This is a genomic window from Bacillota bacterium, from assembly GCA_030019365.1.
Classification (GTDB): Bacteria; Bacillota; Sulfobacillia; order JACIYH01; family JACIYH01; genus JACIYH01.
In genome coordinates this window covers 121,525-145,565 of record JASEFA010000002.1, presented here as the reverse complement: position 1 = coordinate 145,565, position 24,041 = coordinate 121,525, and the positions used below count along the sequence as shown (strand labels likewise).

The 24,041-nt window shown below is 62.7% G+C and carries 14 protein-coding genes and 2 pseudogenes; 10 read left to right on the top strand and 6 right to left on the bottom strand.

Annotated features, from left to right (window positions below):
- Positions 1-15: 15 nt before the first annotated feature.
- Complete coding sequence (locus QME70_04015; GenBank protein ID MDI6893771.1) at positions 16-2,568, top strand: PglZ domain-containing protein; 2,553 nt, start codon at positions 16-18, stop codon at positions 2,566-2,568.
- A 33-nt stretch (positions 2,569-2,601) separates the two neighbouring features.
- Positions 2,602-4,638, top strand: a complete 2,037-nt coding sequence (gene brxL / locus QME70_04010; GenBank protein MDI6893770.1) for a protease Lon-related BREX system protein BrxL — start codon at positions 2,602-2,604, stop codon at positions 4,636-4,638.
- A 648-nt stretch (positions 4,639-5,286) separates the two neighbouring features.
- On the opposite strand, the gene QME70_04005 is transcribed toward brxL, so the two are convergent.
- Entirely contained in the window at positions 5,287-5,913 is a 627-nt protein-coding gene (locus QME70_04005) for a DUF5343 domain-containing protein (GenBank protein MDI6893769.1), read from the bottom strand.
- Positions 5,914-6,089: 176 nt separating this feature from the next.
- Here QME70_04005 and istB point away from each other — a divergent pair.
- Positions 6,090-6,840, top strand: a pseudogene (istB, locus tag QME70_04000) (IS21-like element helper ATPase IstB).
- A gap of 348 nt (positions 6,841-7,188) precedes the next feature.
- Here istB and QME70_03995 read toward each other — a convergent pair.
- Complete coding sequence (locus tag QME70_03995; protein MDI6893768.1) at positions 7,189-7,398, bottom strand: hypothetical protein; 210 nt, start codon at positions 7,396-7,398, stop codon at positions 7,189-7,191.
- Positions 7,399-8,162: 764 nt separating this feature from the next.
- Here QME70_03995 and QME70_03990 point away from each other — a divergent pair.
- From QME70_03990 to QME70_03970, 5 genes are all read left to right on the top strand, one after another.
- The gene (locus tag QME70_03990; protein MDI6893767.1) at positions 8,163-9,002 is read left to right on the top strand and encodes a hypothetical protein; all 840 of its coding nucleotides are present in this window, start codon (positions 8,163-8,165) and stop codon (positions 9,000-9,002) included.
- Entirely contained in the window at positions 8,999-10,225 is a 1,227-nt protein-coding gene (locus QME70_03985; GenBank protein MDI6893766.1) for a DUF2791 family P-loop domain-containing protein, read from the top strand. Before QME70_03990 ends, QME70_03985 begins: the two co-directional genes overlap by 4 nt.
- 123 nt (positions 10,226-10,348) lie before the next feature.
- Positions 10,349-11,530, top strand: coding sequence for a DUF2791 family P-loop domain-containing protein (locus QME70_03980; protein ID MDI6893765.1), 1,182 nt, complete (start codon positions 10,349-10,351; stop codon positions 11,528-11,530).
- Positions 11,527-13,161, top strand: a complete 1,635-nt coding sequence (locus QME70_03975) for a DEAD/DEAH box helicase (GenBank protein MDI6893764.1) — start codon at positions 11,527-11,529, stop codon at positions 13,159-13,161. Before QME70_03980 ends, QME70_03975 begins: the two co-directional genes overlap by 4 nt.
- A 93-nt stretch (positions 13,162-13,254) precedes the next feature.
- Positions 13,255-14,979, top strand: coding sequence for an MBL fold metallo-hydrolase (locus QME70_03970; protein MDI6893763.1), 1,725 nt, complete (start codon positions 13,255-13,257; stop codon positions 14,977-14,979).
- An 82-nt stretch (positions 14,980-15,061) separates the two neighbouring features.
- Here QME70_03970 and QME70_03965 read toward each other — a convergent pair.
- The 3 genes and pseudogenes from QME70_03965 to QME70_03955 all read right to left on the bottom strand — a co-directional run bounded on the left by QME70_03965 (position 15,062) and on the right by QME70_03955 (position 19,441).
- Positions 15,062-17,196, bottom strand: a pseudogene (locus tag QME70_03965) (ATP-binding protein).
- A complete protein-coding gene (locus tag QME70_03960; GenBank protein ID MDI6893762.1) occupies positions 17,193-18,356 on the bottom strand; it encodes a hypothetical protein in 1,164 nt (387 codons plus the stop codon). Before QME70_03960 ends, QME70_03965 begins: the two are co-directional and overlap by 4 nt.
- 2 nt (positions 18,357-18,358) lie before the next feature.
- Positions 18,359-19,441, bottom strand: coding sequence for a DNA modification methylase (locus tag QME70_03955; GenBank protein ID MDI6893761.1), 1,083 nt, complete (start codon positions 19,439-19,441; stop codon positions 18,359-18,361).
- A gap of 689 nt (positions 19,442-20,130) precedes the next feature.
- On the opposite strand from QME70_03955, the gene QME70_03950 reads away from it, so the two are divergent.
- Both QME70_03950 and QME70_03945 read left to right on the top strand, forming a co-directional pair.
- Entirely contained in the window at positions 20,131-20,451 is a 321-nt protein-coding gene (locus tag QME70_03950) for a DUF429 domain-containing protein (GenBank protein MDI6893760.1), read from the top strand.
- 84 nt (positions 20,452-20,535) lie between these two features.
- Positions 20,536-21,693: a hypothetical protein gene (locus QME70_03945; protein ID MDI6893759.1), complete on the top strand. Its 1,158-nt coding sequence runs from the start codon at positions 20,536-20,538 to the stop codon at positions 21,691-21,693.
- 409 nt (positions 21,694-22,102) lie between these two features.
- Here the strand turns inward: QME70_03945 and QME70_03940 are convergent, their stop codons facing one another.
- Positions 22,103-23,587, bottom strand: coding sequence for an S-layer homology domain-containing protein (locus tag QME70_03940; GenBank protein ID MDI6893758.1), 1,485 nt, complete (start codon positions 23,585-23,587; stop codon positions 22,103-22,105).
- Positions 23,588-24,041: the final 454 nt, after the last annotated feature.

Here is a 24,041-nt window from a genome sequence, read left to right as displayed (position 1 = left end):
GGAGGAGACGAGAACATGGGCCGGGTAAGCGACCACGTGCGGAAGGTGATCGAGGAGAGCGTACGGCGGGCGGGGTTGACGGTGTGGTACGACCGGACCGGCACCTTCCGCGAGCTTGCCGAAACGTTACGTTGGCCCGGCCTGACCGTCCTTGCCCGGCAGGACTCCTGGCTGCGTCTGAGGCACGAAGCTGATCGCTGGTTGCTGGCCAACGCCCGGGACCTGGTCGGGGGGCAAAAGACGCTGCTCGTGTATGTTCCCCGGGAGCGTCCGAGGGAGTACGACGATCTGTTGCTGCCGCTCTGGAAGGCTGGCTGTCGGTTCGGTGACGGGCCCGGCGAAGACCTGGCCGGGCTTGGGCGCGAGCCCCTCAGGGGGGTCCTCCCCGAGACGGAGATCAGGGCGCTCCTCGAGAACCCTACCGTCACGCTGGCCGACCTCGACGCGGCTGCAGAAAGGCGCAGTGACGGTGGGTTGGTGGCGGTGATCTTCGGTGACGTCGGTCCGCACGAAGTGGCCGCGCGATTCCTGCTTGACGACGGTGCCCTCCAGGCAGTGATCGACCGGGAGGCCCTGGACGACATGCGCAGGTATGTCCGCGACCACTTCGGACTCGACGTGCCTGCCGCCGATGCCCTTGGCCTGAGACAGGCACTCGCGCGGTACGTGTTGCTGGGAGAGCTGCTACACGATCTCGGCGAACACTCCGGACGGCTACGCGAGTCCCTGGGAAAGGTGCCTGTTCCGGAGCGTCCCCAGGACGTCGAGGCCTGCCGGGCCGTCTGCCACTACATGCGGGACACCGGTTCTCTCGCGGAAGGCTATGCTGCGCTGGCCTGGGCGACCGAACGCGACCTCAACCTGGCCGCTATGGCGTCCGCCGGGGAGGCCGGTGCGGGCAGCGATACGTTCCCGTTCCAGGAGCGTACCCGCCTGGAGGTGGCGGGCCGCATGATAGAGAGCGGTAAGTTGGACGAAGCTGAGGTGTTGGTGGAGAAGGCGCGGAGTAGCTTCTGGGTCCGGCGGACGGCGGTCCGCAACGTGGCCTGGAACGCTGTAACTTATGCCATAACAGTGCTGCGGGAGGCTTCCCGGGTGGGGCAGGAGGTCAGGTGCTCGAAGGGAAAACCAGTCGAGCACTGGATCCGCAATTACGCAGGCTCGAGCCGGAACCGGCTTGCGGGGGGCTGGTATCGGCTTGATAGCGCTTACCGCCTGCTGGAGCAGCAACTGCGGTACGTCGATGACGAGGACTTCATCAGCAGCATCGCGGAGGCCGCGCGCGCGGCGTATACCCAGGCCGTCATCGCCCTTGCCGAAGGGTTTTGTGAGGCGCTGCAAATAGAGGACTTCGACCTCAGCCGCCTGCCCCAGCAGCACATGGTGTTTGAACGGCACGTACGCCCGCACCTTGATCGAGAGAGGACGGCTTACTTCCTCGTGGACGCCCTCCGTTACGAGATGGGGGTTGACCTTGCCGGCCGCCTGGGGCGTGATGGCGAAGCAGCGTGCGAACCGTACCTGGGCATCCTCCCCGGAATCACCGAAGTGGGAATGGCAGCTCTCATGCCGGGTGCCGAAGAAGGAATGGAGCTGGCTGACAGGAACGGGAAGCTTGCGGTGCTGGTAAGGGGCCGGGTTTCTGGGGGCCCTGCTGAGCGGGCAGAACTGATACGAAGCCGGTACCCATCCGCGGTGGACCTTACGCTTGACGAGCTGCTCGATCTCTCGACCCGCAGACTGGGGCGCAGGCTTGAAGGGGCGAACCTGGTCGTCGTGCGCTCTAGAGAGCTGGATGAGTTCGGCGAGGGGGGAAATGATCGCCAGGCTCACAAATACATGAGCGATATCCTGGACGATCTGGCGCGGGCTTCGCGTGCGCTGGCGCGGGTGGGCTTCGAGCGTCAGGTTTTCGCTGCCGACCACGGCTACCTCTTCCTGCCCGAAGCCGACCTGGCCAACAAGGTGGAGCCACCGGGCGGGCATACCGTCTGCCTCCGTCGGCGGTCCTGGGCCGGGAGAGGTGGGAGGACGGGCGCCGATCTCGTGAGGGTCCCGTCGGTCAAACTGGGGATCGCAGGCGAGCTCGAATTGGCGTTTCCCGTAGGGCTTGGCGTCTTCATCCTGGGGGGCGGCGGCTACTGTCACGGGGGCCTGACATTGCAGGAAATGGTGATCCCGGTGGTTTCAGTTGTGGTGAAAGCGAAAGCGCCGCCGAGTGAACAAAAGGGTGTGCCGCAACTGGCGCTCGCGTTCCCGCCGGGGAAGATCACCAACCGTATCTTCAGCGTGCAGGTTACCTACGTGAGCCTGGTGCCCGAACCCCTGACCCTGACCGCCGAACTTATCGTGGGGGGTAAGAGAGCCGGGATCCTGGTCGCAGCCAACCAGGGTTACGACCCTGCGTCCCGGCAGGTAAAGCTCCAGCCCAATGAGCCCAATGCTCTTATCTTTCAGGTGACGGACACGGAGCTTCGTTCCGGGCTGGCCGACATCGTGGTACTGGACGCGCTTTCCGGCACGAGGTTGGCCAGTTTGCCTTCTGTCCCGGTGGATCTCGTTCACTGAGAATCAGGGCCGTGCCGCGGGGAGGGGCGTCGGGTGGTCGCCACAGACGCGCTGGATCTGAAGGCCAATCAGGTTTTCCCCGGCCGGGTGGTGCGCAAGGACCTGGTCCGCAAGGTGAAGGTCGGGGCCAACGTTCCGGTCTTCGTCCTCGAGTACCTTCTCGGGAAATACTGCGCCACGGATGATCCAGTGGCCCTGGAACTGGGGCTCAAAGTGGTCAATGATACCGTGGCTGAGAACTACGTACGCCCCGATGAGGCCATGAAGGCTCAGGCCAGAGTCCAGCAGGAGGGTCGCCACTCTTTTATAGACAAGGTCAAGGTGCGCTACGTATCCGAGGACAACAAGTACTGGGCTGAGCTCGTCCATTTCGGGCACAGACATGTTCACATCCCTGAGGAGTACGTGAGGCAGTATGATCGCCTGCTGCTAGGTGGGATCTGGGCTCGTGTCGAGATACGCCACAGCTATGACGACACCGTGTCCCGACGGCGCAGCCCCTTCTGGATCGACACTCTTGAACCAATACAGCTGGCGGAGATGCGTCTCGACGAGTTCCGGCGGGGCCGGACCCAATTTGGTACCGATGAGTGGCTCGACCTGCTGATCCGCAGCATCGGGCTGGAACCTACCCACTTCGAGCGGCGGCTCAAGCTGTTACTGCTCGCCCGCCTCATCCCCATGGTCGAGTCAAACTACAACTTCATCGAACTGGGTCCCCGGGCAACGGGCAAATCCTTCGTTTACCAGGAGCTTTCTCCCTACGTCATCCTGCTTACCGGGCCCACCACGGTCGCCAATCTTTTTTACAACATCGCCAGCGGCAAGATGGGTCTGGTAGGCCTGTGGGATGCCATAGCCTTCGACGAGGTTGCCGATCTGGAGAAAATGCCCAAAGAGGTCATAACCACCCTTAAGACATACTGCGAGTCCGGTTCCTTCGCAAGGGGCAAGGAGTCCCTGTCTGCCAGCGCCAGCGTGGCTATGTTTGGCAACACCAACCAGCCGGTGGAGGTGATGGTGCGCAGCTCGACCCTGTTCGCCCCCCTGCCGGAAGTCATACGGGAGGATATGGCCTTCCTGGACCGCATTCACTTTTATTTGCCGGGGTGGGAGATCCCCAAGGTCCGGAACGAGTTCCTGACCGATCACTACGGCTTCGTCTCTGACTATCTGGCAGAGGCTCTTAAGGAACTGCGCAAGCACAACCTCGCCGAGGCCATGGACAGCCACTTCGCCCTGGGCTCCCACCTCAATGCGCGGGACGCCAAGGCCGTGCGCAAGACCGTGGCCGGCTACCTCAAGCTCCTGCACCCGCACGGCGAATGGACGAAGGACGAACTCCGGGAGTACCTCGAAATGGCCCTCGAGGGCCGACGGCGAGTGAAGGAGCAGCTCAAGAAACTCGGGCCGTTCGAGTATCACCAGACCAGCTTCTCGTTCATCGACCAGGAAACGAGGGAGGAACGTTTCGTCGGCGTGCCCGAAGAGGGGGGCCGTAACCTGATTTCACCCGACCCGCTGGCTCCTGGTTCCCTCTATGCTGCCTCAGTCGGCGACGACGGCAGGGTGGCCCTATTCCGCATCGAGGTAGGCACGTCTACTGGCACTGGTAAGCTTAAGGTGGCCGGCGGCATGGACACCAGCATGAAGGAAGCCCTCAACCGCGCCTTCTCTTACATGCAGGGCCACAAGGTGGAGTTGGGCATCGGTCACCAGCTGGACACCACCGACTTCTACGTAGAAGGCATCGACCTCCTCGGTACCCGCGTCAGTTGTGACGCAGGCGTGGCCTTTTTCCTGGCCGTCTACTCCGCCATCAAGAAGCTGCCCGTGCTGCCTGCCATGCTGATCCTCGGCGATATGACCGTGCAGGGTAACCCCAAGCCCGTGCGCTCCCTGGCCGAGCCCCTCCGTGTGGCCATGGACAACGGGGCCAGACGCGCGTTGATCCCCATAGAGAACAAGCGCCACCTCCTTGACGTACCCTCCGACATCATCGAGCACGTCGACCCCATCTTCTACAAGGACCCCATGGCCGCCGCCCAAAAGGGCCTCTCTCTGTCGTAAGCCCCGGGCGACCTCGTGGGACCCTTAACCGCGATGGCCGGCGCAAACCCCCACCTCTTGCTTAGCGCGGTGGGGCTGCCGGTTCGAACCGGCCCGCTCCGTGCACTTACAGGCCTCACAACGTCCTTTGCGTCAGTTGGTCAAGCCGTTTGAGGAGTTGCGCCACGTATCCGAGGCTTTCGTTGAGCGCGGGACTGTAACTACTTGGGTGGGCACATTCGTTGCGGATGGAAAGCAGACCGTGCAGAGTCTTCATCTCATTCCTGGACACAAGGCCCATCTCAGCACCGGTTCTGATTAGCTCAAAATCGCTTACGTGTTCCCGCAGTTCCTCGATGGAACGGTATCTCGCCCAATCGGGTCGGAGCCTGATGACCCTGTCCATCCCGGTACTTACGAGTTTGCGCTGGAAGAAATCGATGAACCCAGCCCAAGCCATCACGTGAGCTGCCCGATGCAATCCATGTTCGATGCACGACAAGGCTTCTTCGAACAGTTCGCTCTGGTGAGGCGATAGCAATTGCAACTGCCGTCTCGTCTTGTCGAGGGATAACACCCGTGAGGGCGACGCCTCGCACCATGACAAGATTCCGTGCACTTCCTCGCCGAACGCTCTTACCCTAGATAACCACTCGCGTGCCAGGTGTATCAAGCACGCCCGTCCCCTTCAAACAGGTGCCTCCGCAACGATGCAAATAGCTTGTCGTAGACTGTCTCGTCGGTAGTTTCCGGCAGGGTGAGTTGAAGGTTAATGTTTATGGTGATGCCGGCTGGCGACCGCCGGGTTAGCTCGGGCGTTGCCGGAGTTGTCCCTGCCTTGTCTGTGCTACAAGGGACGTCAGCCCCGGTTGCTGGTGTGCTGCGCAAAGCACCTAGATTACATAATGCCTTGAATGAGCTAACCATCTTGGAGATAGCCTGCTCCCCCGCTTTCGAACGGCTCCTGAAGAAGTTCGCCAGTTCCTCGGCGGATCTCTGCGGTGCGTCTGGGAACACTTGAAACAAGTCCGAGTAAGCCTCTTCAATGGCCTGGCCAAGGACCAATGGTGCCCTGTCTCTATCGCGGTACTGCACCCAGCGGTCCATCGGTTTGCCGGAGTGGTCGATGAAGCCTATAAACTTGAGCAGAGGAATAATAGAGGCGTCGCTCGTGCTTTTGAAACCGTTGGAGGCCAGCCACTTCTTGTCAACTACTTCCGGGCGTCCGGCTTGCTGGATTCGATCCATGAATGCCTTGAGTTTCCCAGGAACCTGGGTGTAGGGGTAACTCGACACCCTAATTCCCCTTTCCTCAAGGAAAGTACTCTTAGTCAGGTCCTTTCGACAGGATGGCCTAGTCTTCCTGCCAGGACTGTTCCTGGGTGACGAGTGAACGGGCTGGTTGTTTCGGGCGGTTGGGGAGCACCCCAATCTGTGGGGCTCCTCGTACTACAGTGAGGAGGGATCAGGGCATGCTTGATCAGCAGACCGTGGCTAGGTTGCGGGATATGCGGCTGTTTGGGATAGCGGAGGGCTTCCTGGCCCAGGGGCACGAGCCAGATGTGCAGGGACTCTCCTTCGAGGAGCGGTTCGGCCTGCTGGCGGACCAGGAATGGATCTCCAGGCAGGATCGCCGCCTGGTCAGGTTGCTCAAGGCGGCCAACCTCAGGCTGCCGGCGTGCATAGAGGTCATCGACTACCAAGTGCCTCGCGCCCTTGACCGCGCGGTCATGCGGAGCCTGGCCACGGGCAACTGGATTCGGGCCCACCAAGGAGCCATCGTTGTGGGCCCAACCGGAGTGGGCGAGACCTTCGTGGCGTGTGCGCTCGCCAACGCTGCCTGCCGGCAGGGGTTCAGCGCCAGATACTACCGCGTACCCAGGCTGCTTTCGGAACTGGCCATCGCGCGGGCAGACGGTTCCTATGCCTTTCTCATACTGGTGAAGGGCGAAGTGCTCGTGCTAGACGACTGGGGCATCACACCGCTGGGGTCAGGAGTGCCGGGACATGCTGGAGGTGATCGACGACCGATCGGGGACACGTTCCACCGTCGTGGCCAGCCAGATTCCCGTCGAGCACTGGCACGCGACGATCTCGGACCCCACCGTGGCCGACGCCATCCTTGACCGGCTCGTTCACAGCTCCCACAAAATCACGCTTAGGGGGGAACCGATGAGAAGGGTAAAGAACAATACACGGGAAGCCGACCACTGCGATTCGTGACCACCCCACCAGCGTCGCTGCGCTCCGACTGGTCGCCATCGCATGGAACCCTGGTCGACATCACTTGCAACGGTGGTCGGCATAACGGAATCGTGGTCGGCATCACATAAAACCTGGTCGATTCGAATAATCTAAGCCCTCTTCATGTACTCTCTCCCCTTGACTTCACTCGGCGGAGAAGATCGACCCGTTGGTAATGATACACTGCCTGGTTCGCTTCGGCCTTTATCTGAGCGATTCAGACGTCCGCGCACTGGTTGATGCCGTGGCTGGGCAGCGCACGAAATCGCTGACCAAAGCAGTCCTTGTTTTCCATCTGCTATGGCTCAGCTATGGTTCATCTATGGCTCACTTGTGTTCGTCTGAGCCATAGGACGCCGGGCTGGGTGCAACTGTTTTCAACTGCGCACCCCACCTTTGAGGCGGTTGTACGGCGAACCAGCGCGACCGCCGCCTCCGGTAGTCGAGTCGAACCTTGCCTTCGCGGCGGAGATCATCCAAGAGGAGCTTGACGAACGCGCGGGACAGGGCCGGCACGACCTGCTGAAGCTCGGCCATCGCGCAGCCCTCTGGGAAAACATCCTGAAGGTGCTTGACTAGCAGGGCCTTGTTTTGCTCCCGGTCAAGTCCCCTCCGGAGGGTGTAAAGTGCTCGCTGGCCACTTGTTGTGTAGAAACGCCGGGCCAGAAGGTAGCGCGCGCCTCTGCCGCGTCCAATGGCCTCTACTATGCCCGGGGCTAGGGCTGCCAGCGCCTGAGGCCCTGGGTGAGTGCGACGCGTTCCACGGCCTCGCGCGGGGCGGCAAAGGCGCCCTGTCCCAGCCGTGGCAAGTGGTGTCGGTGCCCAACGCTCGACGGAGTTGGCGGCCGAATTGCCGGGGCATCCTCGCGCTGTACATGCCACAGTAGTAGACGATCGCTTCCCGGCTAGCGGAGACGAGAGCACCGGTGGGGACTGCGTCGGTCGGCAGGGCGAGATCAGGTGAAGAAGGGGGTGCGTTCCAAGGGTCGTCGCTGCGCCACGGCTTTCACGGGTGTCCTTGACTAGAGAATGGATTGCGCAAGCGGCTTACCCGCACAGGTGCTAACCCCCAGGTGCACGCTGAGCCCGAAGTGCAGTGCCGGTTAGACATCGATGGCGGACCAGGAAGCAGCGCGAGTAGTGTCGTATTTTACGATGTGCCAAGTTCGTGGTAATGGGTGCCATGCCTTGCTCCACTGACCGGGCTGTCGGCGGTCTTTGGGAAGGGGCAAGACGGCGGGGGGGGTATCGCCGCGGGCATGGCGAGGCGCGGGTGTGCGACAGAGGAGAGGTGAAAGCAGTTGAGTGATTTGGGTCAAGCACTTGGTGAGTACAAGAAGAGGCTGGACGGAGCTCTCAAACTGTACGAAGAGATCCGGAGACTAGACCAACAGCGTGGAGACCACGTTGCCCAGTTACGGTCGCGCGTGAACAAGCTGGTCAGGCTGATCGAGGAACTGGATCAAGCGCCCCTCGACACCGATGGGTTGCGCCACTGGGTTGGGGAGTACGAACCCCTACTCTCACAGGCCGAGAGCGAATTGAGGGTGCGCTTCGGACGGGAATTGGAGGCGGCGCTGGCGGAGAAGGGGTTCCCACTGCGCGGGCAGTACCCGGAACTCAAGTCGGGGCTGTTCACTCTGCAGTTGGATTTCGTGCGCGGCAAGGCCACGGTGTGGTATGGCCCCAAGCAGGAGAGGCTTGAGGAATGTCCCCTGCGCCCGGCTGATATGGCCTCCCGACTTGAGGGCATTATGAAGAGACTGGGTTCGGGTATCCCTGAGCCCGAGTTCCTTGGTAAGCTACGCCAGGCTTACGCCCGTCAGGTGTCGGCGGCAGTCGCGAAGGGGGTCCCCATAACTGCCATCCTGGGAGAAGTGGCCCACCTCGTGCAGGACGCCCGCTTCCACCAGGATCCCCGCAAGGAACTGTACCGGAGCTATGGACGCGCTGATTTCAGTTACGACCTGTTTCGGCTGACCCGGTTTCTCAGGGTATCACCTTCTGACACGCACCTGCGCCTGGCCGTGGCCACGAGGGAGTACACCAAGCGGCGTCAGGACTTCCTGTGGGTTCCTGACGATGAATCGGGGAAGGGCACCGCTTACTCTCACCTGAGATTCGAGGGGGAGATGCCATGAGCGAACTCACCCAGGCCGTTGCCCGCCGCATCATCGACACGGTGGGGGCCCACGGCGTCCCGCCCGAATACGGCTTCCAGTTCTTCAGCGTGGGCTTTGAGCCGTACCTGGCAATAATCGAGGATGAATACCTCTCTTCGTTTATCCCGCAAGGGGGCTCCGCCTTCAAGTTGGTCATCGGTATGTATGGTGGGGGAAAGACGCACCTCCTGTACTCAATCCGTGATGTTGCCTGGAAGCATAACTTCGTGGTCTCCTACGTCGCCCTGAGCCCGGGCGAGAGCCCCTTTCACCGACTGGATCTGGTTTATGGTGCCATAGCTCGCGGCATACTCCCGTCGTTAACCCCCGAGGATCTCCTCAGCGGATTCGAGTATGGCATGGCGAGCTTTCTGCGCGGCTGGTACGCCATGAAGTTCCAGGAATGCCGCAGTAAAGGCTTGAGCGGTGAACCTTTGTACTCGGAACTGGAGGCGGACGTGGAACGCCTCAGCGGTGTAGAAAGTTTGAGTTTCCTGAGGGCGATAAAGGCATCTCTCCGTGCGCTTGCCCAGAGGCGCGAGGACGACTTCGAGAACATATGTCAATGGTTGACCGGTGAGTCCTATGACCGTAAGACACACTCACGGCACGGCATTCTCCAGCGGATCGACAGGAGTACAGCGTTCACCATGATCCGCTCCCTCGTCCAGTGTCTCAGGCAAATGGGGTACAACGGTCTTGTTGTGTTGCTCGACGAAGCAGAACGAGTGCCCAGCCTTTCGACGCGACAGCGAGACCAGCACCTCAGCAATCTGAGGGAGGTCATCGACGCCTGCGGTCACACGTCTTTTCAGGGAGCCATGATTTTTTATGCGGTGCCAGATGACAATTTCCTGGAGGGACGGACTCAGATATACGAGGCTCTCAAACAGAGGCTTGACACTGTTTTCGGTGGGCTGAATCCGGCGGGAGTACGGATTAACTTGGAGAGCGTTGTTTCCGACCCAGTGGAGTTCCTGGAGTCCATCGGCCAGAAGCTGGCTGAAGTATACCGGGTTGCCTATGGGTGCCAGTTCCGCGACGAGCATTTGACCGCCACCATCACCAGTGTCGCCGGCTTCGCAGCTGATCAGCATTATGCAGACGAGGGCTATAAGCGGTTGTTTGTGAAGACTATTGTGAGAGCTCTCCATCATCTTAGGCAAAAGGGTGTTCCGCCTTCCGTCGACGACTTGAGGTAGCGTGTTATGGTGGGGCGCCTGGTATCCCACAGAAGATTCGGGCGGGGGAGGGTGCTTCGGACCCGGCACAGGGGTTTTGAGTCACTGGTTGAGTTCGCAGATGGGCGCAAGCGTTGGGTCAGAGTGGACGAGCTGAGCGATGTACCGCCGTTGATGTTACCTGCACGGGTCAGCCCGGCCCCCCGCGAGCCCGCCGACGAATCCTTCAGACACCGCAGGATGATTGAAGCCTTTCGCCTTGGAGTGGTGCCATACGACCTGGTAGATGAGTTCACGTTTGGCAGGGACAGTGAGACACGTGCGCTGAGGGACTGGCTCGGCGACGGCCAACACCAAGTCTGTTTCCTGGTGGGAGCCTATGGTGTAGGGAAAAGCCATCTCGTCCAATATGTGCGCGGCCGGGCCTTGCGGGAAGGGTTTGCCGTCGCCGCTGTGGACATGGATCCCTCGGAGACGCCGTTTCACAAACCCAAGCGCGTGTACGCGAGCTTGATTCAGAGCTTTCGTTATCCCCGGCATGGGGAGCAGCAGCCCGGCGGCTTTCGCGAGTTCCTCCGCGAAGTCCTGTCAAGAGGCGGCCTTACCGACCATGAATACTTCCAGCATCTGGCTCGCTCCCCCGACGAGTGCCTGTGGGAGTGGATTGAAGCCAGGGAAAGTACGCCGCGGCCGGTTGCGGACGTCAGTTACCCGCAGTTCCCATCTTTATACGACTTTACCACCGCCGCCAACATATACTGCTACCTGTTAAGCGCTCTTGGCTGGGCGGCCCTACAGGTAATGGACCTGAAGGGACTGCTGGTACTTATCGATGAGGCGGAGGCGGCAACACAGGCCGGCCATGGGTACCAGTTTCTTAAGGGCCTCAACTTCCTGCAAGCGCTGATGCGTACCGCTGCCAACGACCCGAAAATGGCGGGGCCCCCGCTCCGCTCGGGGTTTGATTACTGTAGCATGGGTTCCGCTTCCGAAATCCCCTTCCTGTACCGTGATCCGAGCGGTTTGAAGGTCGTGTGTGCATTCACGCCGGTGTGGCTCCTCGACTACCTGTCCAAGTCCGGGACGCCAGTAAGGCTTGACCTCGAGCCGCTCGGCGAGCAGGCACTTAAGGGTTTGTTCGAGGAGATCTGCCTCATCTACGACAGCGCTTATGGATTCCTGGAGAAGGACCCAATCGTTGACTTGATTTACCGCCGGGTCAAGGACCGTGGAGGTCTCACCAGGATGTTCGTGAAGGCGGCCGTAGAGGCATTGGACCTCATGCGCTTCGGAGACCGTCGGCCCGTGGCCGAGGTGCTGGCGTGACCCGGCAGGAAGAGAGATTGATCCGTAGCCGGCTGAGGCGGAGTTGGGCCCCGTTCTTTGGGCGCTTCGGCAGGTTCACGCCCATTCAGGTGCTTACCATCCCCAAGGTTCTTGACGGGTATAACGTGGCTGTGGCTGCGCCCACGGCATCGGGGAAAACCGAAGCCGTGGTTGCTCCGGTGGCTGAGCGTTACATCAGCGAACGTCGTCAGGGCGTGGCGATGCTCTACGTGGTGCCGACCCGCGCCTTGGCCAATGACACCCATGCTCGCGTGGCTGGTCCGCTCGGGGAGATGGGTATCAGTGTCGCCCTCAAGCACGGGGACCGACCCATGTTGCCCAGCCAACTCCCCGAGTGCCTTATCACGACCCCGGAGTCCCTGGATTCCCTGCTGTGCAGGCGACCCCGTGCGTTTGAGCAACTGCAGGTGGTGATCGTCGACGAGATTCACCTGCTTGACGGCACGTATCGCGGTGACCAACTGCGCGTCCTGCTCCGCCGCCTGGAGAGGGTGGCAACTTCGCCACCCTCGGTGCACCTGTTGTCTGCCACCCTGTCTCAGCCGGCGGACACAGCAAGCAGATACGCATCGACCTTCGAACTGGTTCGCGCGGGGGAGCCACGCCAGATGGTGTACCACTTGCTGAATTCCCACCAGGAGGTGCACTCGCTGGCGCGCGCTCAGGGCTGGAGGAAGCTACTTTGCTTCTGTAACCTGCGGGAGTCGGTCGAGCAGACTGCGTCTGAACTGGCCCGTGTGTGGCACCCTTACCCCGTAGTCGCGCACCACGGAAGTCTCAGTCGCCAGCTCCGAGAAGAGGCAGAAACATTGATGAAGGACGCCGACGTAGCCGTGTGCGTGGCGACGTCGACCCTGGAGGTAGGGATCGATATCGGTGACATCGATCTGGTGGTGCTTGCAGAGGTGCCGTGGAGTATCACGGCCCTGCTCCAGCGGATTGGGCGCGGCAATCGGCGGCGCGGCACCGTCCAGGTGGCGGCGCTTTGCACCTCGCCGGACGAACGCTCTGTGCTGGAGGCCATGTTCGAGGCGGCGGCAACGGGTGAACTGCCGGTTCAGGTATACGAGCCGGACCTGTCCGTCGTTGTCCAGCAAGCCCTATCCTGCATCTATCAACACCCGGGGGGCCTGAACCAGGAAGAGTTGATCGATTTGGTTTCTCCACTTTGCTCCGGGTATGAGGCCACACTGGTCCTGAGCAATTTGGAGGGCCACGGTTGGGTGGAGCAGGCTCGGGGCCTGTGGTGTCCCTCGCAGAAGCTCATGGATGCCGGCGAAGCGGGGCGGATTCATTCCAACATCCCAGACCAAAGCGAGTACAGGGTAATCGACGTCGATTCCGGTAAGGAGATAGGAGCCGTCCACGCCGTTTTCGACGAGGTGTTCGTGCTGGGGCGTTCTACATGGACTGTGGTATCTGTCTCGCGTGGGGTGATCAGGGTCCGCCGTTTCGCAGGCAGAGCTTCCCCTGCGGTCTTCCGCCGGCACGGCCCCGTGGGGGCGTTCTTCCCCCTCCTTCCCCCCGAACTCAAGGATCGTTACGCAAGAGCCGGAGAACACGGTTTGGGCTGGCAGGCTGGTCCTACGGGATTGGGGGTCTACCGTTGAGCGCGGGCAAGGTTCCCGGCAACCCAACAACGTCGCGGGAGGTTGGAACCACTCTGCCCTCGGCTTGGTGGGGATCTTCAAGAGAGTCGGCTGGTGAACGAGAAGCAGGGGCGGGGATTCCTAGCAGGGAACCCCAGGTTCAAAGCTGTAAAGGGGTTTGACGAGACGGTTATGCCGCGCCAAGGGCGCATCATCGCCAGAGAGTGTAACGGTATTCCATATGAGACGATCGAAGGGAAGCCGTTTTTTGGCCCGACTCGCCGTGCCAGACAGGCTTTGCAGGCGGTAACGATGCCTCCGTGCCCGCAAGCAGCCTTCTTTCACCATGTCCGAGTCACGATGCCGGCTGTATATGCTAACATCGAATGGGTCCGTTTTTGGAGGTTTATGAGGCAAGATCATGATTGTTTCGACTACCGCATTGGGGTCGTATTCTTGCGACCAGTCCCGGCAGTCAGGGAAGAGTTGTTCCTAAAGCGTGAGGAGGTTACGCTTGCAACTGGCTGGTATCCGTTGGTGACCGGGAGCAGGGCGCGGGTCCCACGTACCACCCTTGCGCGCTTTATGGGCAAGGACTTGCCCCTCAAGGTCGACATCGGGAAGCTGGAATCGGTCGTGAATATGTCGGCTGAACCTACTGGTCAGAGCATCCTCCTCAAGGGCCAACTTGGATCTATCCTCCTTGACACCGGGTTCGGAGTCCGTTGGGCAGAGATTGATCAGTTAAGGGCGGTTTTTGTATCTCATTTTCACCGGGACCATTCAGGTGGTTTGTGGGAGTTACTCAGGAGTCTTGGTGTCCCGGTTCTCATGTCCCGAGCCAGCTTGGCCCAACTTGCTCTCCTAGCTCCGCCACAGATGAGGAATTCATTAGTAGGCCGCGTCTATTTGACCGAAGGGCAATCATATCCAGACCCTCTGTCATTCTTCCCTACATTTCACTGCCCTGGGTCTGAGGCGCTGGTGTATACCGGTGCCGGTACCACACTGGTTTACCTCGGAGACTGCTGTCTTGGGAACGGGTTCTTGCACTTCCTCCCGAGACTCCTTTCACAGCTGCAGAAGATTCTTACTCCGCGCAAGTGGCTGATTCTCGACGGAGCCTTGGTGGGGAAGGCTTTTGGCTCTGTGGTCATCAACGAGGAGAACTCGCCAGAACTGGTTCTGCAGAAAATGGTCGAGGGGGTCCAAACGAGGAACGTACTCTTCCTTTCCGATAGCCCTGAGCTCCTCGTTTACGCCTACCTCAGGGCGTTTCACCTAACACGCGCCACCCCGGGGGACTCCCACATCAAACTCTTTATAAACGCACGCACCTATGAACTTTGTAGACACCTTTGGGGAGATGTTCTGGCCAGAAGAATTAAGGATCCAGTTGTTTCCTCACTGTTTAGGGGAAGTTTGTCGGACTTTATTGAAAGCCACAGGGTATACCCGCTGAGTGCGCTCCGGCTGTGCAGGGAGCGAGAGAACGTGGTCGCTTTCGTTACGCTGAGGGACGTGCTTAGACTGGATACCGTCCGGCGGCGGATCCAAGATAGTAATCTCCTGCTAGTAGGAACGCTGGCCTTAAGGAGCTCTCTTCCGAGGGAACTGTATCAGGAGAAGCCTTGGCAGGTACTTAGAGTTGCGTCTCCGGACTGGAGTTTCCACTCGTCCGAACCCGCGATTCTATCATTCACAGAAAGCCTGCTTGATGTTGGCTGGAAGGTGATCCTTTTTCACAACAGCGCTCAGCAACTCGAGGAGTTCGTCAGAGTGAGCGGACTTAACCGAGATGGGGTCAGGGTACTATCACACGAGCCGATCTACCTTTGATTTCACCCAGCGAAAGGGCTAGGATAGCCAGGCTTCTGTTGGCACCCAACTTCACAGGAGTCGGTCGCCGGGCGGCAGGGCCCTAGGTTGGGGCGGGGGGCTTCAAGGTGACGTATGCGGTGTAGCCGGTCCCCTTCTTCTTGGGCCTTCTCTCGGTGGTCCATGCTCCCTTGCCGAACAGAGCGTCCAGCACCTGCGGCATCAGCCGGTATGCGTCGTGGTCCTTATCCACCACGTGGTCCGGGAGGATCCCTTCGATCTCCACCTGTATGCCCTTCCAGGGATGACCCTGAGTGCGCACCTTCTCGGGCAGGTCTGTTTCCTGGATACGCTTGACCGCCTCTTCCACCCAAAGCTTCTGGGTATCCACCGGCGGCGTACCCGGGGTTTCGGCACCCTCCCCTTCCTCGGAATCGGGCGCCGGCCCGGCGTGGCGGCCGGGAGCGGGGGCGAGTCGCGTCGCGAAGGTAGCGCGAAGTTGGGCGGCGTACGTCGGTGCTGCGGGCCTGGTGTAGGTGGGGTCGGCGGCGGTGTACATCTTTTCGAAGGACATGACGCGGAGGGGGACGGGGTAGCTCTTGCCGCCCGCGCTGCTCCAGAAGACGCAGTGGCCGGGGATGGGCTCGTTGAGCAGCGCGCTGAGGATGTCGTCGCTGAAGTGGGCGTTCGCCTTCTTCAGGGCGAGGAGGTCGCCGGTGGACAGGAGGTGGAAGACGAACCAGTTGTCCCCCTGGCTCAGTATCTCGTGGGGGATGCTGCCCGGCTGCTGGGTGATGAGCACGGCGCCCAGGTCGTATTTGCGGCCCTCCTTGACCCAGGTGACGTAGGGGGCATAGCCGGAGGTCCCGCCGGAGGAGCCCAGCACCGCCTGGGCTTCTTCCACTACCGCGATCACGGGGATGGTTCGGGGTCGGCGCGCGTGAACTGCTCCTGGTTGTAGTCGAAGATCCGCTGCAGGATGAGGGCCGAGAGGATGAGCCCCGCCTGCCCCCGCATCTGGGATAGGTCCACGATGCACAGTTTGCCGGCCTTGAGGGAGTTGATCAGCATGTCCAGCATCTGGCTGCCGGGGTCGTGCAGCATCTTGACGATGGTGGTCATGTTGGCGCGGGCGGCGGCCATCTCCGCCTCCTGTGTCTTTTCCAGGTGCAGCAGTTCGCAGATGACGGCGGGGTCGGCCAGGTTGCCCTGGGCGTAGATCTCATCCACCAGGCGGCTCCAGTCCGAGTCGTTCAGTTGCTTCAGCCTGCGCACGTTCTGCTGGTCCTGCTTCTCGGGCGGCAACGCAATGGACACCACGTCCGCCGGGCGCAGCCTGCGGATGTCCAGCCTGATGTCGCTGGCGACGAAGGAGTGGTAGAAGGCGCTGGGGCCCGTGCGGTTGGTGAAGAGGACCAGCTTGTCTTCCAGGTGGGATACGTCGCACAGGCCCGGCCGGTTCTGGTCGTCGGGCCAGAAGTACTCGCCCTCCGGGTCGAAGATGATGGTCCCCACGGGGGCCTTGCGCCCGCCGCGTTTCTGGACCGTCGGGGTATCCCGGTAGAGGTTGCTGAACAGGAGCTTGGTGAGGTTGGACTTGCCGAACCCGGCCCGGGCGAAAACGAAGCTCCGGCACGACACCAGGCCCCGGATGTCGAATTTGGGCGTAACCCTGGGGTGCCTGATCTGCATCCAGTCCTCGACGGTGACGGTCGGGTTGCTGGCGTTGACGTCGTCGCCCGCAAAGATGTACTCGCCCAGGGCCAGGTAGCCCAGCTCGCCGCCGGGGAGGTTGTGGCCGGCCACCTCCCGCAGCACGTCTTCCGCCAGGAAGGCTACCTTGCTGCCCAGATGGGGGAGGCGGCGGTGGGAGGCGGCGAAGACGAGGCGGTCGCCGACCACCCGGACCACTCCCAGTACCCGTATGTTGATGCGGTACTTGAGGTAACGCTCGCGCAGTTCCTCCGGTATGGGGCGGTCCTCGGCCACGGCCCGCACCCCGTAGTCTTCGCCCTCGCTTGAGGTCAGGCGGCCTTCGGCGGCGATGGAGCAGATCCTGCCCAGCACGGCTTCGCTCTCGGTTTCCAGTTGCACCACCACGAACTGGCCGTGCATGGGGCTGTTCTGGTAGTCCTCCCGGTAGGGCAGGACCAGGTCGGCGTGGAATTCGAGGCCGCCTTCGTTGAACCCGCGGAAGATCCCCGCCACCTGTTCCCTGCGGAATAGCTTGAGGCTCATGACGCACCTCCCATGCCGACCTCGGGGTGAAGTCGGGCCTCATCCAGGATCCCCCGCTTGTCGTGGGGTAGCAGGTCGCGCACCGCCTGGTAGATCTCGTCCTGCAGGATGGTGAGGTCGAAGCCGGTCACCTGGGCATACTCGTGGGCCTTCTGCAGGCACCGAGGGTAGAGGGGCACGGGGAAGCCCGCGATGGCGTCGGCCAGGAGGTACCCGAATATCTCGCCTGCGCTCTCGCTCTGGCAGGAGAACACGTCTATCGTCCAGATGGGGTCCCCAGGTCGGGAGCCAAAGCGCACGAAGTACATGTCGCCGGCGACGAACTTGGGCGCCTCGCGTTCGCCGCCTTCGGCCTCCGGCCCGCGAGCCCACTCGGGCCAGACGAAAGCCTTTGCCTCCATCTCTCTGGGCACGCGCACGTAGCAGGCTTCATCACGCAACATCACGCTCTCGATGGCCAGGGCCAGGCGGTAGCGATCCAGCACCTTGCTGCGCTTGGCGATCCCCACCAGGTAGACGCGCCGCCGCTGCGTCCGCCAGACCCTCTCAATCGCCTCCTCTATCTTCTGGCGCCACCTGATGAACAGCTCTCCGCGAAACACCTTGCTGCGCAGCATGCCGTCCCGCACGATGAGGGTATCCGTGGCGAAGGAGTGGTTGCGGATGCGGTCGTACAGCACGGCCCATTCGCACAGGTCGCGGTAGACCTGGATCCACGACGGGGAGACCATCTCGGGATGGTTCCTGAGAGTGGCTGCCTCCGGTATCATAGGGCTCAGATTCCACAGCAGGGGCGGATGCACACCCAGTTCGGTCATCATGACCCCGAGCGCCGTTTTCGGCTTTCCGTCGGGGGTGAACTGGGCCCGGCTCAGGGCCTCCGTGTCCGTGGTGGGGGAGACGCATTCGATGTGGTGCTCCTGCCCGTAGGAGTCAACCACGCGCACGAACTGCATGAAGAAGGGGTCGAACAGGAGCCGGTTGTTTCCCCCATCACTTCCCACCAGCGAGACCGCCGTGGTCGACCGTGGCCGTATGGGTTTGACGTTCCCGGCGAGGGGGCGCACCTCGCGGCACAGGTCGTCCAGCACCCTGCGGTCTTCCTCCGCCCGGCGGGCGATCAGTTCGCGCACCTGCCTCAGGGTTTCCGGTTCCAGCATGGCTACGCCTCCAGTTGGGCCACCAGGTCTACCTCTTCCAAGGCGGTTCCCGCCCTGCCGAATTGCTCGGCCTGCCGCTTCCCCCGGGTCGAGGGCCCGGCGCTGCGCACTTCTCTGATGGCCCAGCCGCAGTCGGCGAGGACGAGGGTCCTCGTGAGGACTTCCGCCCCGCTGTACCGGGCGCTGGGTATGCACCCGAAGCGCACCACCAGGCGGGCCCCCGGTGCGCAGAGCCGGGACACGGCCCGCCACACCTCGGCCAGGGCAGTCGCGAAGGCATCACCGCTCAGTTGGCCGATCTGACCTTCATATGAATAATCGACGCTGGGGGGCCCGCCCAGGTACCAGTTGCGCAGCCACTGGTCGGGTACGTAATTCCGCATCCCCATGTAAGGTGGCGAAGTGACCACCCAGCGGAACCGCTCGGGGAAAACGTGATCGTCCAGGCTCCTGCTGTCGTCCTCCATTATCCACCCGGGGGTGCGCGGCGGTATGGTCGCGAAGAACCGGTGCGTGCGCCGGGATACGACCTCCAGCAGGCTGACCCTGGGCGGCTTCAGGCCGCGCTTGAGCCAGAAGTTGACGGCGCTGTTCGGCTTGGTTGCATACGTGCGGGGCATCTGGTTGGACAGGTAAGCGGCCCCGGTTTTCTGCAAGGGGCCGTGCAGGGCGCCCAGCATGATCCCACGTAAGGCAACCTGGGGCTCGGTGATGCATTCGCGTAACAGGGCTTCGCGGACCTTACAGATCTCAAGGAGCGTTGCCGGGTGGTAGCACAGGTCCCAGAAGGGCCCGGTGGGTACGTCTGCGGGCTCAGCGCCGGCTTGCAGGATGCGGGCGCACAGGGCGGTGACTTCCTCGGGGGTGACCTGCACCACCTTGGCGGCTGCGATGGCGACGGCTACGCGGCACCGGTCGACCCCCACCGAGGGCAACCCGAGCAGCCTGGCCGCGTAGTTGGTGGTCCCCCGGCCGCAAAAGGGGTCGAGCACCCACTCGCCAAATCCTGCCTGGCTCAGGTGTGCCAGCGGGAAATCCAGGGGGAACATCGAGAAATAGGGGCAAATGCCGTTCAAGCGGAGCATCTCCGCGGGGAAGCCCGCCACGCGGTCCTCCTCGGGTTCTCCATGTGCTCCGTGTTGTCCCATGTTGTTTCCTGTGTCGCTTGCTGCGTTGTTTGTTGTATTGGCATCCGCAGGCTCACAGCAGTTGCAGGCCGCCATTGTCCTCTCCCCATCACTCAGCACATCTGCCGTCTTTCTCTGGCCCCGGCTCACGCCCCCGCGCGAAGCCCCTACGCCATCATGCAGCTACCCCGCGTACCCCAGATGCCCCAGTTTGTCGCAGGATTGGTAACCCATCGCGCTATCTGAAGAGTACCAAACCTGGAACACCTTATCAACGGTACCACCGGCAGGGTGTGGCGGCAGCGCAGAGGCGCCAAAGGGGGTACGTCCGCCAACCATGGCGGAGTATGAGGAACGGGTGATGGTGTCGTACACGTCACGGTGGGAGGCCTTGCCACTGCGTTCCCCATGACCTTGTTCCGGCAATACGGGGGATGGACCTGGGGTGACCTGGGCTTCGCGATACTCGGAGTTCGCCGGCCCTCACCTCCGAAAGTCTGAGTGACGCGGTTAAACCGTGTAAAGCCTGGGATAGCTCAGCGTGGGTGTCGTACGAGGCGAGCCGGAGGTGCAAGCGTTGCCAGCACGGGTGATCCACCAGAGCGACCGAATGAGGCAGCTGTTTCGCGAGAGGATCAGGCTGCAAGGTGGGTCAGGAAGGACGCGACGAGAGGCTCGCGATGCTGCGCCGTTACGTCCCGGACGTGGACGCGTTCATCGCTGGGGTGCCCCGGAGCAAGAGGCGGGGGAGTCCCGCTGCCGACGACGTGCTGGACGCCCTGGCCCTTGCCGTCAACGCCTGGCTCGGCAGCGAGCACGGCTTCCGGGTGCTGCCCGACGAAGGGGAGGAACTTGACCGGTACGGGCTGCGCATGGAGATGGTCACCGCCCGTCTGGATAGCGCCATCCCGGGCGGGGTGGCCGCCACCACGCATGGGGTCGTCGCCCCCGTGGGCGACCGGGGGTGAAGGAGCTCAGGGCGGCTGCCGCGAAGACCTCGGACGGGGCGGAGGTGGGGGTCCGTTGCGCCTGGGGAACTCGGAGATGGCGCTGTGACGCAATCGCTCTCGGAGGCGGGGCCGGGGACCCCGGAAGCGGTGGAGCTGCTGGCGATCGCGGTGAAGTTCAATGCGGTGCGCTGCCGGAGGCTCACCGACGGCGGCATCGTGACCTTTCGGCCGGCGGGCGGCGTGCGGGACGAAGCCGAGGGCCAGATCCTCACCGTCGTGCCCATCAAGGAATGGAGCTACATGCGGGGTCACTACTTGTCGGGCAAGGTGGTGGCCGCGCGCGTGGACATGGCTGCGGTGGCAGCCAGTTTCGGGCTCCCGCCCCTTGTTCTGCACCCCGAAGGCATTTGGGATCCCCTACAAGAACACTGGCTGGCGGTGGACCTGGACGAAATCCTCGCGGAAGAGGGCGTGGCGGCGGACCTGGACGAGGTGCTCGCCGAGGAGGACGGCGCGGAAGAGAACGTCCACGAGGTGGAGGTCCCGCTGGTGGGGGGAGCCGTGCACCCCAATGGGGATCGCCGCCGCCGCGAAGCCGCAGGCGGCGATGAAGGCGAGGGTGGGGGTGAAGAGCGCAGGTGGCGGGAAGCGGTGCTGCAGGCCCTGCTCCGACACCCGGACGTGTCTCCCTGGGAGCGCGAGATCATCCTGGCCGGCCCGCGACCGGCCTACGAAATGGAACAGGTGGTGCCGGGTGCCAACCTGGCCGAAATGATCGACCCCATCAGCGATTCGGTGGAGCTCAAGGAGGCGGGTGACTGGGAGGGTGCCCGACGCCTGCTCCACAGGTGCCTGGAGGCCGACCTGCGTTGTTTGGACGCCTACGCCCACCTGGGCAACATGTACTTCGGCGAGGACAAGTGGTACGGGCAGGTTGAGCGTGCCCTGCACACCTACCTCGCCGGGGTCCAGATGGGGGATCTCGCGCTGGGGCCGGACTTCCGCGGCGTGCTGCCGTGGAGCATGATCGACAACCGTCCCTTCCTGCGCTGCCTGCACGGGCTGGGGTTGAGTTTCTGGCGGCTGGGCAGGACGGACGAGGCCCGCGCCGTGTTCGTCCGCATGTTGTGGCTCAATCCCATGGACAACCAGGGTGCCCGCTTCCTGCTGGCCGACCTGGACGCCGGGAAGACCTACCTGGAAATGAGCGAAGAGGAAGAGCGCAGGTGGCGTCACCTGTACGGCGATCGGTCTCCCTGACTGGCCCGGCGCGCCGGCTCGGGGCCTGAAAGATACCGAGGACTGGGGGCAGCTTCAAGACCGCACGATCGAAGTGGTGGATGGCCTGGTCAAGGCGATACGCCCCCAAATCCAGGAACTCACGAGCTCGGGCTTTCAGGTGGCAGGTGAAAAGTAGCAGACGGGAGCCATGGGTCGGCAGTCAGGATGAGGGGCTGGTCCGCTTTGGCCGCTTGCGTTTCGGCTTCTCATCGACAAGCACCGGCGGCAGCAGTATCGGTACGCCCAGTACTTTCTCAGACATTCCGTTATAGTCTTCCGAGATGTGGGTGGGCTCTGGAATATCGAAGCGCACCCAGGCAGGTCGGGGATTTCTGCCAGCCAACCCCCGCCCTCGTCATCATCGCCGCGCATGCCGGGCCCTGGAGGCTCAGCGCTCGTGGGCCTGCCGATCGACGATTTGGCCCGTGTAGGGATGCACGTGTACCACCAGGCGATGGGGCGGGTCTCCCATCTTGCAGAGCATGACAACCTCCCAGAGGCCCCGCGCGAAGGTCACCTGGACGTCCGGAAGCAGGTTGGCAACCGTAGAGGCGTATTCTCCGGTGGCCTTTTGCCAGCCTTCCGGGGTCTTGACGTACCACTGCCCGTTCTCCTGCTTAACGAGGTTTCGGCCCGCGTGAGCATCCCACCACCGCCCTACTTCAGGGTCCTTCAGGGCCAGGTCGCGGGCCTGGTCGGTGTTTACGAGGATGGTGCCCTCGCCGGCGATCTCGATTTCCACACTGGCGGAGATCTCCGTCGGCTCAAGTTGGGTCCCGCCCTTGGTCTCGGTGGTGGCGGTCCCCTCCGTGCCGGCGACAGACAGTGGTTGCAGGTAGAACGAAGCCGTTATCCGGTACTTCCCCGGGGGCAAAGCTTCGGGAGGCTGATCCGGGGCGTCGGCTGGCAGGGATGTCCCCGGGAATACCGTCTTCCAGGCAATGCGCTGTGTAATGCTGGTTCCCGCCGCCAGGGTGCCGGTGTTCACCGCCGGCAGCCGGACGGGCGAAAGCCCCTCCTCCTCCAGGGTCAGGCGAGGTGCGGGCGATCCCGGGTCAACCGGTTCAGCCCGTACGTATATCGCGGGGTCCCCGATGTTCCAACGCGTGAAAGCCAGTTCCCGGGAGGACCGGTTCTCCACGCCCGCCACCACCCCGACCGTCTCCCCTTTGCGGTACAGACTCCTATCCGTATACAGGACCAGCCTGAGATCCCCGGTACTCTTCTCCGTCAGGTTCACGGGGAGGGAGGGAACCGGGATCCGCTCTGTAAGCTCGAACTTCTCCACCGCCCGGCGCAGGAAGGTGGCCGCCTCGCCCAGGGTGAGATACTGCCGGGGGCGCAGGGTACCGTCGGGGAATCCCACGATGAGCCCGCGCTCCACGGCCACGTCTACGAGAGCCCCCTGGCGGTCCGGTACTTCGGCCCAGTCCGCGAACCTGGTGGCGTGGCGCGGGGGTCCCAGGGAGGACAACTTCTCCCGGCCGTACAGGTTGAGGATCTTCATGAACGCTCCAAAGGCGTGCCCCCGGGCTATCCCTTCTTCGGTACCGAAGGCGCCGGTATAACACCACAGCCAGTAGCGCAAGCTGCCCAAGCCGCGGTCGTCCCCCGGCACCGCCCCGAACAGGCGGCACACCATGGAGTTCCATTCGGTCGGGGTCACGGGAGCACCATAGTTCGGTTCTTCTGCCCCCGCTGGCGCGGGAGCGCGCAGCCCGATCTCCTGGATGAAGCGGACACTCTCCTGCGCCCAGTGCCCGCCGCCAGCGTCGGGACCGTCCGCTCGGCCGAGTTGCGGCCCTGCGACCGCACCCCCGAGCAACACGACGAGCACGGTGAAAACGGCTAGCTCTCTCAACGGTCTGCCCATGTGTGCGGCCACTCCCTCCCTGCGGGTTGTCCCATCAGGCCGGCCCATCAGGCCCTCCCATCAGGCCGGCCCATCAGGCCCTCCCATCAGGCCCTCCCATCAGGCCCTCCCATCAGGCCGGCCCATTGGACTACCTCGGCTGTCCCATCGGGTGGTGCTCACTACGCCCCACCCACGATAACAGACGGCGGCGGCCTCCGGCGAGTTGCAGCAGACGCGCGGCTTCCCCGGTTGATCCGTGACGCCTCTACCGGTTCCCGCTCGAGGATACGGTCCAGATCGACATCAGTCGCCGGTCCGACCGTGGACTATACGCCACGATGTCGGGGTGGACCGTGGACTATACGCCGCGATCCGCGCCCGACCGCGGAATATACGCCGCGATCGGCGCGCGACCGCGGACTATACGCCGCGATCCGCGCCCGACCGCGGACTATACGCCGCGATCGGCGCG

Excerpts from the sequence above, each read along its gene's own strand:
- QME70_03995 (MDI6893768.1), bottom strand. The coding sequence starts at position 7,398 with ATGGCCGAGCTTCAGCAGGTCGTGCCGGCCCTGTCCCGCGCGTTCGTC.
- QME70_03955 (MDI6893761.1), bottom strand. The coding sequence starts at position 19,441 with ATGCTCCGCTTGAACGGCATTTGCCCCTATTTCTCGATGTTCCCCCTG.
- QME70_04015 (MDI6893771.1), top strand. The coding sequence starts at position 16 with ATGGGCCGGGTAAGCGACCACGTGCGGAAGGTGATCGAGGAGAGCGTA.
- QME70_03940 (MDI6893758.1), bottom strand. The coding sequence starts at position 23,587 with ATGGGCAGACCGTTGAGAGAGCTAGCCGTTTTCACCGTGCTCGTCGTG.
- QME70_03985 (MDI6893766.1), top strand. The coding sequence starts at position 8,999 with ATGAGCGAACTCACCCAGGCCGTTGCCCGCCGCATCATCGACACGGTG.
- QME70_03960 (MDI6893762.1), bottom strand. The coding sequence starts at position 18,356 with ATGCTGGAACCGGAAACCCTGAGGCAGGTGCGCGAACTGATCGCCCGC.